A 16,936-nucleotide genomic window follows, 5' to 3' on the forward strand; every position below is an offset into this window, starting at 1 on the left:
TCTTAATAAAATACGAATTCACGGGTAAACAGCTGAAACTCACGAGTAAATAGCGCAGTCACGAGTAAAACAGCAAAAGTCACGAGTAAACAGCGCAAACTCACGAGTAAAACAGCAAAAGTCACGAGTAAACAGCGCAAAGTCACGAGTATACAGCGCAAATTCACGAGTAAAACAGCAAAAGTCACGAGTAAACAGCGCAAACTCCCAAGTAAACAGCGCAAATCCACGAGTATATCGCCCAAACCCACGAATATATCGCTCAATCTCAAGAGTAAAGTAATTATTTTGCGCTAAAATAGAAGAATTGGAACTAATGGGCATTCACACATTGGCGGAGAGCGTTTAAGGATTCTATATTCATTGTTTAAATTTGAGAGTGTATTACTTTGGAGGCAGTAGAAGTGAGAGAAGCCAATGTTTTTAATAGTGGGCAAAAAGTAATAGGGAGGGTAAAGACCTTTCCATTATATATGGGTTAAGTATTTTTTAGCTTCCACTCTCATTAACTCTTTAGAAAATAGATGAAAAGAAACGGATGTCTTTTCCTCTTTTTCACCCTCAAACGTTATTTCAATCTCATTAGTTTCAAGTGCTGCAAATCTTCTAAGAATCTTCTCTAAATCTTGATTTAACAATATCCTTACCTTCCTTTCGATACATTGAATATTTTAATTATATCTTCTTTCTTCAACTAACAGGTGCTTATTTCAACAACTAGTTTGTTTGCGACAACCTTTTTGTTATGCAATTGAAGGGACAGGTAAAGGGAGATTTTGTTAAAATGAATAGTTGAAGAATGTATAGAATATTCGGTTATCATAAACGGGAGGTGTGGAGGGAAGATGAAGATAATAGAACTGCCAATTGAATTTGAATTTAATGGACAAAAAAATTACATTAATCCTAGCTTGATTATATTGAGGAATGAACTGACTTTGGTCGATACTGGGTATCCTAATTTTTTACCTTTAATTGAAAATGAAATGATGAAAAATGGTTATGAAATGAAGAATTTAAAGAACATGATCATTACTCATTATGATATTGATCATATAGGTTCCTTATATGATTTCAAGGAAAAGTATCCTTGGATTAACATTATAGCCAGTGAAATTGAATCAAAATATATTAGTGGTGAAATGAAGTCAGAGAGATTGGTTCAAGCCGAAGAAATGCTTGAAAATATGCCAAATCAAGAAATCGAATTCGGTAAATGGTTTATACAACAATTAAAGAATTTGAAGCATGTTTCGATTGATGAAAAGGTACACGATGGTGATCTGATTTTAGATAACGAATGTAGAGTAGTAGCAACACCAGGGCATTCTTCAGGGCATATTTCATTATATTTTCCAAGTTTAAAAAGTGTTATAACAGGTGATGCAGCTGTTATGGAGAATCATGAATTGGTCATTGCTAATCCACACTTTTGTTTAAATCTTGAGGAAGCAGAACAGTCTTTAAGAAAGATTAAAAATCTTAAAGCTGAAAATTACTATTGTTATCATGGTGGGAAATTCACTTTATAATTGGGTTTTGCTTAAGATCGGAGCTGTCTTTAGGCAGCTTTTTCATATGAACTGAAGGGGCAGGATAGTTAAGGGCTAGAAATGAAACCCCCATCTAAAACAGGAAGGGGGTAAATGTGTTTGAAGTTTTAAAATTATTACTACGTAAAAACCGAATTTTTACAGTTCGGTCAAGCAAAGGTGGGGGATATAACCTTCGGAATCTATATTGTTTGCTAGTTTGAAGATTTTTGTAGAATCATATTATATTAATAATTCTGCTGTTCACTTCCAGCAGGAAATGAAACCCCCATAGTTCTTAAAGCTTCTTTTGCTTGATTTAAATAGGATTCTGCTTGTTCTTGCCATTTGATAATCACTTTAATAAAGGCCATATATTCAGGTCTTGCATTTTCCTCCATTATTTTTAATCCTTCACTTACTTTTTTATCTTGGGTTTCAGCGTTTATTATACAAGTTGTCATTGTTTCTATAATGGTTTGCTGTTGCTCACCATTTTTTAGCCTTTGGGCTGATCCCACTGCGGTTACACGGTGATATGAAGCAGGGATTAGATGGTTATGCATCTCGCGATTTCCTTTTAAATCTTTGGTTTCTGGTATATGGAAAAGCTCACTACTCATAGTACATACCATTTCTTCAGCATATAAACTTTGATGTAACATATATAAAATAGGTTCCCAGTTGTTTACTCGATAATAATAATCATTCGGATACAAAAAAACATCTCCTCTTTCAGTACATTTTATAGTTATCATTTAGGATCGAAATTAATGAAATTGTATTATCCATCATATGTTTATTAATTTTGTCCAGTTCAAATAATATTGCAAAGGTTAAACATGGATAACTTATTCTTAAATGTCAACTGAATATGTACCTTTACCGCCTATATGAAAAAATACATATAAATCCAACATTTTATCCTCTAACAGAGATGGAGACTATTGCTGTCATTTTTATTTTGGATTTGGTGGAGGTTTCGCCTTTATAGTCGTTTTGTTGATACTCTTAATCATTGTTGGATGTAGTTGTTTTAAGGCGGGAGATGGGGATAAAAAAGCCCGACTTTTATTGGTCGGGCTTTTTAAATTTAATCTAAATATCATCAATTTTTGAATCAGTCGAGATACTGTTTTAATATTTCTAATCCTATTTTTAACTCATCGAATGAGTTTGTAGAAGAAAGTGCAATACGCAAGTACATATCAGGGGTGGTCTGCCCGCTTTGAAAACGATTGGAATGAAAAACTCTAATACCGCGCCTTTTCAAATCCGTTTCCAGCTGTAACGCATCGTTATGTCCTTTAATTGGAAGCCAACGATAAAGACTGAGAGGATGTCCAACATCCTTTCTTAAAGGAAAATATTCCGAATAAATATCATTTGCAGTCTGTGCAAGCTGTTTCTTTTGAGAAACAATTTCATGAGCCTTTCCTGATAGGATTAGCTGTGTGATAACTTCTGCATCAAAAGAAGAGGTCTTTACATTAATGTTGAAAATGGCCTGGGCAATTTTCTCGCGAAAGGCCTCTCCATAAACCATATAGGCAACTCTCAATCCAGAACATATTGACTTAGAGGTGCCGCAAATATAAACGCTCTGTTCTGAGAGTAAATGGAACATTGGCTGCCGGTAGTCAGAGATAATGCCTGCCGTCAGAAATGCATGAATATCATCCTCAATCAAAATTAAACGATGCTTACGGATGACCGCAGCTAATTCTTGCTTTCGAATATCTGACATCATGATTGTGGTTGGATTGTTGCAAGAGGGCATCAGGAAAATGCCGTCAATATTTATTTGGCAACACTGCTTTTCAAGTTCATCTGGCATCATTCCAAATTGGTCTCCGGGAATGGGCACTAACTTAATATGAAACATCTTTGCCAACTCGATAAAGTTTGAATAGGTGTATAAGTCGGTTGCAATTCTATTGCCAGGCTCAAACAAAGCAGCCAAGGCTATAGCCAATGCATTTTGGGCACCGGAAACGATTGCTATATGCTCTTGATCCGCGTGAATGCCGAAAGATTCCATCCAGTTTAGAGCTGCTGTTTTTTGATGTGGAATTCCAGTCGGATCGTTGTAATTCAGTAGCTGCTCCAAATAACTTTTGTTCACGGTTTTTTGAATGGTTTCTGATACAATATCATTGGTTTGCTCAAAAGATGCCACAAAACCAAGATCAATGCTGTTTGCCGTTTTATCTGCGGAAATGGTTATAGAACGGGTGGCATTAGGAGCCACAAAGGTTCCGCTGCCCGTAACGGCATAAATCAATCCCTTTACCTCGCATATTTTGTAGGCACGGGTAATCGTGGTGAAGTTTAAGTCTAGAAAATCTGCCAATTCTCGTTGCGGGGGCAACTTGGTTCCAGGCGCTAAAAAACCATTTGTTATATCTTGTTCAAGTAATGATGCAAGAGATTTATAAAAAGGACGCTTTAATGCTTTCTTATCAGGTTTCCAAGACATTGGATAATTGTCAAATGAATTTACGGGCATAGTTCACCTCTACTATCTTATTCCATACAATCATATCACTCTTTGTATGGAATTCTACTGATGAAACGGTATGATTTGAGTTGGCTTTAAATGAATATAAGGTGATTAGCCTATCAGACCCCCCATTTTGATAAAATGGGGGAATTTTATTTTAATTGTAATCCATACAATTAACTTGTTTTTTGTACGGATTTTGTATGTTAAGTTTAAATAAATTTAGCCATCAGGATGTGAATTACATGAAAAAAAGAACTCAAATCATAACTGCATTTCGTGCAGCTTTTCCGTACACAGTGCCGATTTTTGCAGGCTTTTTATTTTTAGGCATCGCTTATGGAATCTTTATGAATTCATTAGGTTTCAGTGCGATTTACCCGATTTTGATGAGTCTAACAATATTTGCAGGATCAATGGAGTTTATTGCAGCCAATTTATTGCTTGTCGCGTTCAATCCGATTAACGCCCTTTTTCTAACCTTAATGGTGAATGCACGGCATTTGTTTTATGGCATATCCATGCTTGATAAATATAGGGGGACCGGGAAGAAAAAGCTGTATCTGATTTTTGGGCTTTGCGATGAGTCTTTTTCCATCAATTGTACCGTTGATGTTCCGAAGGATGTGGATAAGGGCTGGTTTATGTTCTTCGTGACACTGCTCAATCATTGCTATTGGGTGATAGGATCAGCGATTGGCGGCATTTTTGGCTCACTTGTCAAATTCAATACAGAAGGACTCGATTTTGTTATGACGGCTCTCTTTGTAGTGATTTTCATTGAACAATGGATGAAAGAGAAAAAACATCATAGTGCTCTCGCTGGGCTTGGGCTGTCAGCTGTCTGCCTTATTATTTTTGGCGGAAGCCATTTCATTATCCCTGCTATGTTTGCCATTTTGGGGGTACTTACCTTACTTAGAAAGCCGTTAGAGAAAGTTGAGGTGAGAACCATATGACAATGACTTTAACGCAGCAAATCATTACAATCGCGATGGTTGTTTTAGGTACAATGCTTACAAGATTTCTTCCCTTCATCGTTTTCCCATCAGGTAAACCCACACCGAAGTATGTACAGTATCTCGGTAAAATGCTGCCATCTGCGGTAATTGGGCTTTTGGTCATTTATTGTTTAAAGGATGTAAGCTTACAATCGGGAAGTCACGGCATCCCCGAATTTATTGCGGTAGCTGTAGTTGCCCTGCTTCACTTTTGGAAGAAAAACATGCTCCTCTCCATTGCAGGGGGAACGATTGTCTACATGATGCTGGTTCAATTGGTTTGGTAATATTCAATCAAAGGGGCAGGTAATAGTGAAGAAGAAAATTGATGAATATCAAGTATATGAAAAACACTATGAACCAATTCATGAGCAAGTGAAAAACGATCCGTATGCTCAGTCGTTAGGCATTCAGTTAACTATATTCGAAGCAGGTTTTGCAGAAGCAACCCTAGAAGTGCAAAGCACTATGGTAAATGCATATGGAACTGTTCACGGGGCAGTTATTTATGCTGTAGCAGATCATGCTTTTTCCGTAGCCTGTAATGCTTATGGCAAAACATCATTGGGACTCTCGACAACAATCCAGTTTATTGAATCAGCCAAACCCGGAGACAAGATAGTAGCACGTGCAACGGAAGTTAAACGAAACTATCGGACAGGATTCTATCGAATAGACGTCTTGCATAAGCAAACCTGATAGCAACCATGGAGGCAGTGTCCTATCGTAAGGATCATTATTTTATTGATCTTGATGAACAAGATTAAGCAGTCTAATAGTTATTGATCATAGCTGTCATTGAGACAGCTTTTTCTTATGGAGGTAATGGGGCAGGTTCATTAGGTAACTTTATTTGGAAGGTATGTTAATATTAGGATATTGTTATTTTGATAGGCGCTGGAATATGAGTCAAGTCAATCCAAAAACAAAGATATACTTTTGGCTATCTGTCACGCAATTACTCTGTGGAATCGTTTCTTGGATTCCCTATTTGCTCTTTAAAATTGAAGAATCTTATGGGATGCTACCATTTGTTCTTAACCCAATTGGAGTGGTATCAGGTTCTTTTTCAAACAACAGATTAATAGCCTTAAGCAATTTATTATGGTCTTTAGTTATTCCTTGTGATATTTGTATATCTAACAAAAAGGTACATTCCTATGTGATTGTTAGGGGGATTTTCTGGCACTCCATCAAACTTTATATAGAAGTAACATGTGCAATAGCAGTAAATCAGATCTGTCATCTAGGCAGATTTTTCTTATGCAAATAAAGTGGCAGGTTAGTTAAACAAGGTATTTCAGTGCCAGTAGGGAATTTAATAAAGTGGTTATCTCAGATTAAGATTAGAGGTGAAATTTATGAAAGTGCATTTGAAAAGTGTTACGAGAGAAAATTGGGAAGAGGCGTTAGCACTGAAAGTTAAGAAGCAGCAAAGTAACTTTGTACCGTCAGTAGCCGTATCACTTGCCAAAGTTTATATTAAACCGGACGGGGATAATATTGTTTATTTGCCCTTTGCCATCTATGACAAAGAGATAATGGTCGGTTTTATCATGCATGCTTACGATGAAAATACGACGAATATGTATTGGATTAACGGATTCATCATTGATGAGAGATATCAAGGTAAAGGATATGGTAGGGCGGCACTGACTGAGATGGTTCATTGGATAGCAAATAAGTTTACGATTTGTAAAGAAATTCGTCTAACCGTATTTAGAGATAACGAAAATGCTCGTGAACTATATAAACGTTTTGGCTTTCTTCCCACAGGAGATGTATATGGAGAAGAAGATGTATGGTTTCTTCCTATAAAATAACTATGTTTCTTATTTAACTAAGGTGGTTTAATTAGATTAAGAAGGTTCCTGAGGCATCCTTTTTCATATGAAACAAACGGGGACAGGTTAGTTCAAGAACTAAAAGGGAAGATACTAATCAATGAATTGAATCAATTAAGCTTCCTCTTTACGTTATAAGGGGATAGAATATAAATAAAAAGGTGATGACAATAAAAAAAGTAAAAAGTATCCTATTCTTTCTTCTTGGGGCCATATCTCTTTTGATTGGTATCGCAGGGACTGTTTTACCAGTTCTGCCGGGCGGTCCGTTTTACTTATTTGCTGCTTTTTGCTTTGCTAAAAGTTCCAAGTCGATTGAAAATTGGTTCAAAAGCACCTCATTATATGAAAAATACGTTGAAGCATTCCTGCAAAAAAAAGGTATGACTCTAAAAGAGAAAATCAGAATCAATTTAATTGCCGATTTCTTCATCGTAATTTCTGTATTTTATGTGGACATCCTATTAGTGAAAATCTTATTGGTAGTGCTCGCCCTCTACAAACATTATTATTTCATTAAAAAAATTAAGACGATTGACCGAAACAGTACGAAACAAAGATCTTTTTGAACCTTCAAATAACGGGTCCTTACTTCAATAAGGGAGTTGCTTAGGCAGCTCTTTTTCTTATTGAACTAACGGGGCAGTTAGTTCAATAACTAGATATAGTCTACTTAAAGTATAATATTGGTAGACATCGTAACAAGAACTGAGGAGTGGTTGGATGCTTTTAGATTTAAGAGGCGAGCCTGAAATGGACACTGTTACAGGAATTCTTTACTCAATGGTGGACGGAAATTATAAACGGTTAAAATCTATTGTTGCTAATATGTCACAAGAGGAAATAGATTATAAAGGTCCTAACCAGAAATACAACAGTACAGCCCAAATACTAAGGCATTTAGCTTACGTAGACCTCACCTGGGTGTATAGAATAAAGGACGAGGTAATACCATTAGAACTTGAAGAGAAATATGGACCAATGTTAGATGAAAACAACAAGTTACCACAACTTAAAGGCATTTTACTGGATGTACTCTTAAATGATTATGACGATGTTATAAGTATGATTAAATCTTTATGCTACCAATTAACAGATAAACAATTAAATCGACCAGTTGTATATGAAAATGGTAACGAAGCCACAATTAAATGGGGTATTTGGCACATAGCAGACCATAATAGGTATCATCAAGCTCATATTAGCCAATTGCGTAAATGGTTTAGCCAAAGTTGAGATGTTCGTTATCTTGTTCAACTAACGGGTGCTATACTTTAATGAGGAGTTGCTTAGGCAGCTCTTTTTCTCATGGTTCTAAAGAAGCAGGATAATTCAATAATAAAAAAATACATATATATAAATTTGGTAAAATTGATTAGAGGAGAAGGGTGGGGAATCATGAAAAAATATTTAGGGGTTATATCGTTTGCTTTAATTATCTTGGTTATTTGTTTCTTGGCTGCAAATATAACACGAGTAATTGAAACTGGAGTAACAACTTTTCGTGTATGAATGACATGTGGAATCATTATATCTTTCGCGTTCTCTTTTCTCAGTGAGAAAGGGCTTTGGAGAAAATTCGCTTTAGGTCTTAGTATATTTGTTGGTCTATTTTACTTTATAGCCTTCGAATTAATGAGAATCGTATTCCAGGGTAATGGATTTTAAATTGTTTATTCAACAAACAGGTATGTAAGTTTAGAACCGGAGCTGCCAATTGGTGTTTTTTTTGCTTATAGCGGGTGCGTTAGCTGAAAATCAGAGCTGTCTTTAAGGCAGCTTTTTCTTTATGGAACTATCGCGGCAGGTTAGTTGAACAAGCTATGATGAACCAACTGAATACTTAATGGAAAAAGGAATTTTTGACGGTTATGTGAACAGGTAGGATTAGCAACTAGACATAAAGAATACCTATTTATAAAAGGGGGGCTTCTTTAATGGAAAAAGAAAACTTACTAGCTGTGAAATGTTCGTGCTGCAAAAAAGAATTGGACGCAATAGACTTGGTCATCATCAATGAATCACTTCAGCTGACGCATATTCAATGCCCTTATAAAGGAGAAAAAGCAATTATTGATGTAGGATATTTTAATGTTGTAACCCGAAAATACCTGACCTGTACCCATGAAAAAGCCCCTCTAAGTGGGGGTATGTAAAGTCCATGGCTGTGCATTTTTAGCAAAAACCTTGTGAATTCGGTTCTCTAAAGAGCTATGGCGATCAGCTCTTATGGAACAAAAGGGGCAGGATAGTTCATTAAGAACTACCTGTTTTTTTCTTGATGAATACCTTGCATTATAAAGTAATATAAAATATATTTATACCAAGAGGTGGGAAAATTGGAAATTAATAAGGAAGTCTTAAAAGGTCATATAGACACTCTCATCCTTTCTCTTTTACATAGGAGGGATATGTACGGCTATGAATTAGCCAAAATTGTTCGAGAAAAGAGTGATAACCAATTTGAATTAAAAGAAGGTACGCTTTATCTGTCTTTAAAGAGGTTAGAAAAGAATGAATGGATTTCTTCTTACTGGGGTGATGAGCAAGGACCAGGAGGAAGAAGAAAATATTACAAACTTACATCAATGGGTGAAGAAGGATTTAAACAAAAGCGCCTGGAATGGGAATTTGTAAGAGATGTGATTGATTCTTTTTTAGATGGGGGGAGAAAAAAATGAATCAACTTGAAGAATACGTTCATTCGGTTTACCGAAATGTTGATGGAGATAAAGAAGAAATCGAAGAATTAAAACAAGAAATGCGCTCACATTTACTAGAAGCTGTTTATGAGTTAAAAGAAAATGGAGTGTCGGAAGAAGAAGCAAATAGAATTGCCATTGAAAACTTCGGAGATAAAAAACACCTTATAAAAGGATTATCGGAATTTTTTAATGTTCAAAAGCGATTTACGCGGTATATCTTATTATTTTCTCTTGTTTCACTTGTGCTAGGAGCTACCTTTTTTGTAAACACCTTTTCAAAAATAAACGATTTTCAAGAGGAAAGAAACATCATCATGAACAATGTGTTAACCATCATAGGTGATGATAGTGTGATTACAAATTCCGAAAAAGAGGGTCTCCATACTATTTTCGACGAACATGGCGACCATTTAAATTATTTGGCAGTCTTTAATGTGAAAGAGCAAGCTCAAGTACAAGAATGGTTAAAAGAATATGATATAAAAACAAAACCTTCTAACACCTACCCCCTTGAATATCAGCATGCAACATTTATGATTGGACATCAGGGTGAGAATTTGAATAATAAAGAAGAAATCGTTAGCAGTAATTATGACTTAGGAACAGTAGCGAGTGCAAATGATAGTTGGATTGTTCAATATGAATATAAGGATACCTACCATAATGTTATTGAAGCAAATAATTCAATGGTATTAGGAGATTACATGGATATTTTTCATCTACCGATTTTGTTCTTTGTAGTGTTTGGAGTTCTAATTATTGTTTGGCGATTCTTAAAAAAATATCATAAAAGATATTTTAAAGGACTTATAAACTGAATTTCTTAAATGGACTAACGGGTGCTTTACCTCATTATTAGGAGCTGATCAGAAGCTCCTTTTCTTATACAACTTAGGGGCAGGATAGTTGAAGAGATCTCAACAATTGGGCCATTTTCTTGAATAAGAGAAGGGATTTTTTGTAAGTAAGTCGAAGTTAATCAGAAGATGTTATTTAGTTTAGCATCGGGACGTACTACTCAACATAAAGGAGGAAATCGATTATGAGCGACACACAGACATTACGAGGACTCACTACAGTCAGTTTTTGGACGGATGATCTACCAGCGGCAAAGAAGTGGTACGCCGAGCTATTGGGCATCGAACCATACTTCGAACGTCCAGGATATGTCGAGTTTCGCCTCGGCGACTACCAGCACGAGCTGGGTCTGATCGATAGCCTCTACGCGCCCGATGGTTCAGCGACTGGCCCGGCCGGTGCTGTAGTGTACTGGCACGTCGACGATGTAACAGCAACTTTCCAGAAGCTGCTGTCCATGGGTGCGAAAGAGTACGAGGCACCCACAGAGCGCGGCGAAGGATTCATCACTGCTTCTGTGGTCGATCCCTTTGGGAACATCCTAGGCATTATGTACAATCAGCACTATTTGGAGGTTCTGGGTTCGACCAGAAAAGCGTGACGCTCGCCGTCGGCATTCACACAGTTCACCGAGGTTTGGCAAACTGCACTTTGAGGCGTAGCAATTATCTGTGCAGTGGCAGCTGTCTTGAATAATGTTATGTTTACCCCAACTGTTCGATATTGAACTACTATTCAGGAGACAAAAAGTACTAGAAAAGTGAAAAGGTGAAAAGGGGGCTTCACGAGGTAACATTAGTAAAGGACTATTCCAGAATAGGGCGCGAAGTTTCGCTTTTCTTATAGTACTACCATCAAAATAGGTTTATTTAAAAGTGAAAAATGACACTTAAGAAGACCCTGCTCAATCGTTTTTAAAAAAAGAGCAGGGCGTTAATTAATTAGTCTATGGATTAGGGTTGACTGGATTAAGGTCAGTATGGGTATTGACACTTCCTGACCATTTTCATTCTTTGTGGTGAATCGCCGATTTTTGCGATTCATGGATGGCTAACGGGTGCGTTAGCTGAAGATCGGTGCTGTCTTTAAGGCAGCTTTTTCTTATGGGGGTACCGCCAAAAAGGTCGGGCAAATACTGCCCGACCTTTCAACTATCTCCCACGACGTAGTTAATGGGATATTTATAATACGAAACTATAAATATCATTCCTCAATATGTATGCAGATTGGTTTTACTTTGCAAATAAGTGGTTGCCTATTCTAATGACTGTTTCCCTTGTGAAAATCCATTCATCTGTTGCCGAGAACGGATTATAATAATAAACAGAACCATGAGTAGGATCCCAACCTTGTAATGCATCCATAACAGCTCGATAAGAATGGCTATTTGGGGTCAAATAATATTGCCCATCATGTACAGCTGTAAAAGCATTTGTCTGGAAAATAACATCGTAAGTATTTTTAGGAAAACCTGGCGTTGACATTCGGTTCAAAATTACTGCAGCGACAGCTACTTTTCCTTCATAAGTTTCTCCTCGAGCTTCTCCATGAACAACCCTGGCCATCATTTCAATACTATTTAATTTTTGTTGTGTTTGGAATCCAAAAACTCCATCCGGTAATATTCCAGAATCTAGTTGAAGTTGTTTCACTGCATGATCAGTAATTGAACCATAATACCCTGTTGGTTGCGTGTTAAAGTAACCCATTTTCTTTAAATTTTCTTGTAAGTCATAAACTGCTTGTCCTTGACTTCCATTGTGTAAAATTTCTTGAGCAAAGATTGAATTGGGTATAAAAAACATGAAACAAATAAAAACAACAAACGACATTTTTTTTACATTTAACATCAAACGATCCCACATCCTTCGATTCATTTTCCTACTATTCTACTTTATCATACAAGGAAAATAGATTTATCTTACATTATTCCTATTTTAAACCAAAAATTGAGGAAATTTTCAGATAAATTCTGCTTTATTGGGGTACCGCCTATCTGTTTTGGGGTATAAAGAAATTTTAACTTGATGGAATGCGACAAGACCCCTTATGGAACTACCATGAAAATTAGATACTTTAAAAATGAAAAATGACAATACTTAAGAAGACCCTTCTCAATCGTTTTAAAAAAAGAGGAGAGCGTTAATTAATTAGTTTATGGATTAGGGTTGACTGGATTAAGGTCAGTATCAGTATTGACACTTCCTAACCATTTTCATTCTTTGTGGTGAATCGCCGATTTTTGCGATTCATGGATGGCTAACGGGACAGTTTAGTTGAACAAGAACAAAGGGGAAATCCCATGATTCTAAGCGTTGTTAAGTGGATTCCTTCGTAACACTCATGTGATTAGACGGTAGTTTTGCTGACAAATGGTAGTTTGTTATAGGATAAGGGTGATATATTTGATGCAAAATATTAGGGGCAAAACTCCAAAAAGAAGGAAGTGCTAAACGATGAATTTAGAAATGGTTATGCAGGAGCTTGAAGCCCTTGGCAAGGAAAGAACTAAAAAAATGTACATATCCAATGGTGCGCATGAGCCGCTTTTTGGCGTGGCTACAGGCGCTATGAAACCAATTGCAAAGAAAATAAAAATAAGTCACCGTTTAGCTGAAGAGCTTTATTCCACGGGGAACTACGATGCAATGTACTTTGCAGGCATTATCGCAGACCCAAAAACCATGACTGAGTCGGATTTTGATCGTTGGATGGATGCTGCGTATTTTTATATGCTGTCCGATTTTGTAGTGGCTGTAACTTTATCAGAGTCAGATATTGCACAAGAAGTTGCTGATAAATGGATCACAAGCGGTGAAGAGCTGAGAATGTCAGCGGGCTGGAGTTGCTACTGCTGGCTTTTAGGGAATCGGCTAGACGTTGAATTTTCAGAAAGCAAGATTTTCAATATGCTTGAAATTGTGAAAAATACGATTCACGATTCACCAGAACGAACGAAATCCGCTATGAATAATTTTCTATACACGGTGGGGATTTCATATGTGCCACTCCATGAAAAGGCAGTCGAGACCGCAAAGGCACTAGGAACAGTAGAAGTCAAACGGGACAAGAAAAAAAGCAGTTTTCTAAATGCTTACGAAAGTATTCAAAAAGAAGTCGATAAAGGTAAGCTTGGTTTTAAACGCAAACATGTAAGATGTTAAAAAAATTATCCTCGCAAAATTGAAGTGTAATCTATGGATGATTATAAAGATACTGTACTTGAGCAATTATGTATCAATTATCGTGAAAAAGTTAAAAATTTTAAAGCCAGTATCTCGTATAGAAATACAAGGCAGTTTTACCTAGTGTGTAAAAAAAGGAATTTTGAAATTTGAAATGTTATTCATTCCTTTTAGTTTTGAGTGGAGTAAATTTTATCGTTCATAAGTGTTAAATACCACAAATGTACACTGCTAATCGCAGGGAAATAAATGTGTAAAGCACTTTTATTTAGATATTGATTATGGTGTTGAATATAAAGAATTTAGATATTGTTGGTTCAGTTTCTTTCTTAGCGAATAAAATTTCCGAAATGGGCGGTATAGCATTGTATCTACCGTTCGTAAAAGTACACCTTTATAAACATTCTATAATTACCATTGAAATGGAAGGCTTTTAACTAGTATCTATTTAATACGTGCCCCTATTATTGTTTTCATTTTGGATGGAGGCTATTTTTTTCCCTAGAGAGGTAGAGTGAGAAACACTATAAAAATGCAATTTCTAATAACTTAAAAGATAAATATAAATGAATAATTCAACCAAGGGATGATTAAAAAAAATAAAAGCATACGTTGGTGATTTATACCAGCGTATGCTTTAAATTTCATTCCTTTTAGTTAATCAAGGAATTCTTATTTTTTAATTATTAATATTCGTTAAAAAATTGCTGAATTTCCTTTGGATCATCTGTTTTTGTTAATGCAAGCATCGTCAAAATTCGTGCTTTTTGAGGATTAAGTGAGTCCGCTGTAACAAAATTATTTTCATCGTCAATCTTTTCTCTCGTAACAATACCATTTCCTACACGGCTAGAGCGAGTAATAATCACGCCTTTTTTGACAGCGTCTTTAGCACCCTCAAAAGCAGTATCAGAAGTTAAACCGTTTCCTTCACCTGCTATTATGATCCCTTTAGCTCCTGCTTTCACAGATGCATCGTAAAAATATCTACTATCATTTTGATAGCTATAAATAATGTCCACTTGAGGAAGTTTATCTAGTTTTGATACATCAAACACCGATTTGGTTGTATGTTTACGAGTGGGTTCATTGTAGAAAAATATTTTATTACCTGCGATTGCTCCTAAATAGCCTTGTTCCTCAGATTGGAATGTATCTGTCATGGTTGTATTGGTTTTAGTTATGTAACGTGCAGAACCTATCCGGTCATTTAATGAGATTAAAACACCTTTGTTTTTAGCATCTTTACTAGCAGCAATTTTTACAGCATTATATAAGTTTAAAGGTCCATCTGCACTTATAGCTGTAGCCGGTCTCATTGATCCAACAATCACGACAGGTTTGTTGCTTTTTACGACCAGATTCAGAAAGTAAGCAGTTTCTTCTAAGGTATCTGTTCCATGCGTTACGACAATTCCATCAACGTCTTTAGATTTTAATAACTCATTAATTCGTTTCGCCAACTTTAATAAAGTTTTATTATCCATATTGTTACTGCTAATATTGGCGAATTGTTCACCACTCACATTTGCTGCTTGTTTTAATTCGGGAACTGCTTTAATTAGTGTTTCAACACCAATTGTACCTGGTTGATAACCAGTTGTGTCAGTATTGGATGTAGCAGAACCTGCAATCGTTCCGCCAGTAGCTATGATTTTCACATTGTTTAACTTGGGATTTGTTGATGTTGCTTCTACTTTCTCTTCTTTTAGATTACTATTTGCTGAGCTATGGATAGCAGTGATAGATCCAGAAAATAATAGTGTAACCAATAGAAACGTGATTCCTAGATATTTTTTTATGTTCATGTCTAGTTAGCTCCTTCTTTATTAAATTATGTACTTTATTAAATTATGTGCGACATATGAAAATACTATCACATCTAGATATTACTTACAATAAACCCAAAATCATGTTAGAGTATCTTGCATGATTTTTGTTGGTGTTGGAAAAAACCCATAGAAATATAGTATCTTAGCTCTCTTGTAGAATCGCTATGCAGTAGAACCATATTTTCAAATAGATAATTTATTGCGTGTTAACAAAAAATTTAATTAATATAATCTAGATATGTTAGACTATTTGCCATTTTGAAGAAATCTTGGTCTTGCTTCAATATTCCTGGGAAGTATTACATTGAATAAATTTGGAGAGAGAGGAGTGTGAAGTGAGTTTAAGTGTCTTATGCAACTAAAGGGGCAGTTCAGTTATAGAAAGTAATATCTGTAAGTTGATTTTAGTCTAGGAACACTTGATAATGTTGTGGTATAAATTAGTTTACAAAAGGATGACTGTCATGAAAAAAGCAGCGGAAATAGCCTCCTAAATCATATAAAACTTATTAGGAGGCGTTATATATGAAATTCAATATAATTGATCGTGAAAATTGGTATCGAAAAGAGTACTTTGAACACTATTTACAACAACAAACAACATTCAGTATAACGAATGAAATTAATATTACTGTTCTTATGAAGAACTTAAAGAAGAAGAATGATAAGTTATATCCTGCGTTTATTTTTATGGTTACAAAAATAGTTAATTCCCATCGAGAATTTAGAACCAGTTTTAACCCAGAAGGGAAATTAGGTTATTGGTCAGAAATTTTGCCTTCTTATACAGTTTTTGATAAGAAGACACACACATTTTCTAGCATCTGGTCACCAAATGTAAGTAGGTTTTCTGAATTTCATTCTCAGTATGAAAAAGATGTAGAAGAATACAATGGTACGGGTAGTTTATTTCCAAAGACTCCTATACCAGATAATAATATTCCGATATCTATGATCCCTTGGAGTTCTTTTACAGCATTTAATTTAAATATTAATAATGGTGGAGATTTTCTCTTACCCATTATAACTGGGGGTAAATCTTCACAAATAAAAGATGAATGTTTCTTACCTGTTTCGTTACAAATTCATCATGCTGTTTGTGATGGTTATCATGCAAGTGTTTTTATGAATGACTTACAAAGGTTTGCTGATGAAAGTGCAGACTGGCTCTAGTTGTTCATTGGGGAAATATCTATTGGATTAAGTTCAACTATCAATGAAAAGGATATGGACGCCATATCCTTTGAAATCGCTAATTATTTTTAGTTGGTGTGAGTTTATCGAACCTAAATATAAATTCGAAAGTCTTAAAAAAATATCATTTTGACAGGAACAGATTGAAATAAGGTACAAAGTAAATAGGGCTTTTAACATGAGAGTTGCTCGGGCAGCTCTTTTTTTTATGGAGCTAACTGGGTAAATAGCGTCTTTATTTTTAAAATTTTACATGCAATAATTTGTACATTCTTTAAAATA

At 35.6% G+C, this 16,936-nt stretch carries 19 protein-coding genes and 1 pseudogene; 14 read left to right on the forward strand and 6 right to left on the reverse strand.

The genetic code is table 11. From position 1 onward, the window contains the following. Positions 1-2 precede the first annotated feature (2 nt). Positions 3-230 (reverse strand): hypothetical protein, encoded by a 228-nt coding sequence (locus Q8G36_RS20515; RefSeq protein WP_305161681.1) that lies wholly within the window; start codon positions 228-230, stop codon positions 3-5. A 237-nt stretch (positions 231-467) separates the two neighbouring features. After that, positions 468-638: a hypothetical protein gene (locus tag Q8G36_RS20520; RefSeq protein ID WP_305161680.1), complete on the reverse strand. Its 171-nt coding sequence runs from the start codon at positions 636-638 to the stop codon at positions 468-470. Between the two features lie 207 nt (positions 639-845). On the opposite strand from Q8G36_RS20520, the gene Q8G36_RS20525 reads away from it, so the two are divergent. Further along, complete coding sequence (locus tag Q8G36_RS20525) at positions 846-1,532, forward strand: MBL fold metallo-hydrolase (RefSeq protein ID WP_305161679.1); 687 nt, start codon at positions 846-848, stop codon at positions 1,530-1,532. Between the two features lie 248 nt (positions 1,533-1,780). Here the strand turns inward: Q8G36_RS20525 and Q8G36_RS20530 are convergent, their stop codons facing one another. Next, positions 1,781-2,251: a hypothetical protein gene (locus Q8G36_RS20530; protein ID WP_305161678.1), complete on the reverse strand. Its 471-nt coding sequence runs from the start codon at positions 2,249-2,251 to the stop codon at positions 1,781-1,783. A 199-nt stretch (positions 2,252-2,450) separates the two neighbouring features. On the opposite strand from Q8G36_RS20530, the pseudogene Q8G36_RS29385 reads away from it, so the two are divergent. Next, positions 2,451-2,579 (forward strand): annotated as a pseudogene (locus tag Q8G36_RS29385) (YjcZ family sporulation protein); the annotation flags it as partial. 73 nt (positions 2,580-2,652) lie between these two features. Here the strand turns inward: Q8G36_RS29385 and Q8G36_RS20540 are convergent. Further along, positions 2,653-4,041 carry a PLP-dependent aminotransferase family protein gene (locus tag Q8G36_RS20540; protein ID WP_305161677.1) on the reverse strand — a complete coding sequence of 463 codons (1,389 nt, stop codon included), beginning with the start codon at positions 4,039-4,041 and terminating at the stop codon, positions 2,653-2,655. A 197-nt stretch (positions 4,042-4,238) separates the two neighbouring features. Between Q8G36_RS20540 and azlC the strand changes: the two genes are divergently transcribed. From azlC to Q8G36_RS20590, 10 genes are all read left to right on the forward strand, one after another. Beyond that, complete coding sequence (azlC, locus tag Q8G36_RS20545) at positions 4,239-4,994, forward strand: azaleucine resistance protein AzlC (RefSeq protein ID WP_305161676.1); 756 nt, start codon at positions 4,239-4,241, stop codon at positions 4,992-4,994. Then, positions 4,991-5,323 carry a branched-chain amino acid transporter permease gene (locus tag Q8G36_RS20550; protein WP_305161675.1) on the forward strand — a complete coding sequence of 111 codons (333 nt, stop codon included), beginning with the start codon at positions 4,991-4,993 and terminating at the stop codon, positions 5,321-5,323. The genes azlC and Q8G36_RS20550 overlap by 4 nt, the downstream gene beginning before the upstream one ends. Positions 5,324-5,348: 25 nt before the next feature. Then, entirely contained in the window at positions 5,349-5,735 is a 387-nt protein-coding gene (locus Q8G36_RS20555; RefSeq protein WP_305161674.1) for a PaaI family thioesterase, read from the forward strand. Between the two features lie 662 nt (positions 5,736-6,397). Continuing rightward, positions 6,398-6,859 carry a GNAT family N-acetyltransferase gene (locus Q8G36_RS20560; protein WP_305161673.1) on the forward strand — a complete coding sequence of 154 codons (462 nt, stop codon included), beginning with the start codon at positions 6,398-6,400 and terminating at the stop codon, positions 6,857-6,859. Between the two features lie 185 nt (positions 6,860-7,044). Then, the gene (locus Q8G36_RS20565; protein ID WP_305161717.1) at positions 7,045-7,449 is read left to right on the forward strand and encodes a YbaN family protein; all 405 of its coding nucleotides are present in this window, start codon (positions 7,045-7,047) and stop codon (positions 7,447-7,449) included. A 154-nt stretch (positions 7,450-7,603) separates the two neighbouring features. After that, positions 7,604-8,116, forward strand: a complete 513-nt coding sequence (locus tag Q8G36_RS20570; protein WP_305161672.1) for a DinB family protein — start codon at positions 7,604-7,606, stop codon at positions 8,114-8,116. Positions 8,117-8,817: 701 nt separating this feature from the next. Then, positions 8,818-9,036: a hypothetical protein gene (locus Q8G36_RS20575; RefSeq protein WP_305161671.1), complete on the forward strand. Its 219-nt coding sequence runs from the start codon at positions 8,818-8,820 to the stop codon at positions 9,034-9,036. Positions 9,037-9,219: 183 nt separating this feature from the next. Continuing rightward, positions 9,220-9,561: a PadR family transcriptional regulator gene (locus tag Q8G36_RS20580; protein WP_305161670.1), complete on the forward strand. Its 342-nt coding sequence runs from the start codon at positions 9,220-9,222 to the stop codon at positions 9,559-9,561. Further along, complete coding sequence (locus Q8G36_RS20585) at positions 9,558-10,403, forward strand: permease prefix domain 1-containing protein (RefSeq protein WP_305161669.1); 846 nt, start codon at positions 9,558-9,560, stop codon at positions 10,401-10,403. Before Q8G36_RS20580 ends, Q8G36_RS20585 begins: the two co-directional genes overlap by 4 nt. A gap of 224 nt (positions 10,404-10,627) precedes the next feature. Beyond that, positions 10,628-11,044, forward strand: a complete 417-nt coding sequence (locus Q8G36_RS20590; protein ID WP_305161668.1) for a VOC family protein — start codon at positions 10,628-10,630, stop codon at positions 11,042-11,044. 631 nt (positions 11,045-11,675) lie between these two features. On the opposite strand, the gene Q8G36_RS20595 is transcribed toward Q8G36_RS20590, so the two are convergent. Then, positions 11,676-12,293 (reverse strand): cell wall hydrolase, encoded by a 618-nt coding sequence (locus Q8G36_RS20595; RefSeq protein WP_305161667.1) that lies wholly within the window; start codon positions 12,291-12,293, stop codon positions 11,676-11,678. 606 nt (positions 12,294-12,899) lie between these two features. Between Q8G36_RS20595 and Q8G36_RS20600 the strand changes: the two genes are divergently transcribed. Then, positions 12,900-13,607 (forward strand): DNA alkylation repair protein, encoded by a 708-nt coding sequence (locus Q8G36_RS20600; protein ID WP_305161666.1) that lies wholly within the window; start codon positions 12,900-12,902, stop codon positions 13,605-13,607. Between the two features lie 707 nt (positions 13,608-14,314). Here Q8G36_RS20600 and Q8G36_RS20605 read toward each other — a convergent pair. Then, positions 14,315-15,436 carry a type II asparaginase gene (locus Q8G36_RS20605; protein ID WP_305161665.1) on the reverse strand — a complete coding sequence of 374 codons (1,122 nt, stop codon included), beginning with the start codon at positions 15,434-15,436 and terminating at the stop codon, positions 14,315-14,317. A 549-nt stretch (positions 15,437-15,985) separates the two neighbouring features. Here Q8G36_RS20605 and catA point away from each other — a divergent pair. Continuing rightward, positions 15,986-16,633, forward strand: coding sequence for a type A chloramphenicol O-acetyltransferase (catA, locus tag Q8G36_RS20610; protein ID WP_305161664.1), 648 nt, complete (start codon positions 15,986-15,988; stop codon positions 16,631-16,633). Positions 16,634-16,936: the final 303 nt, after the last annotated feature.

Source organism: Peribacillus frigoritolerans (genome assembly GCF_030676415.1).
Taxonomy (GTDB): domain Bacteria; phylum Bacillota; class Bacilli; order Bacillales; family DSM-1321; genus Peribacillus; species Peribacillus frigoritolerans_A.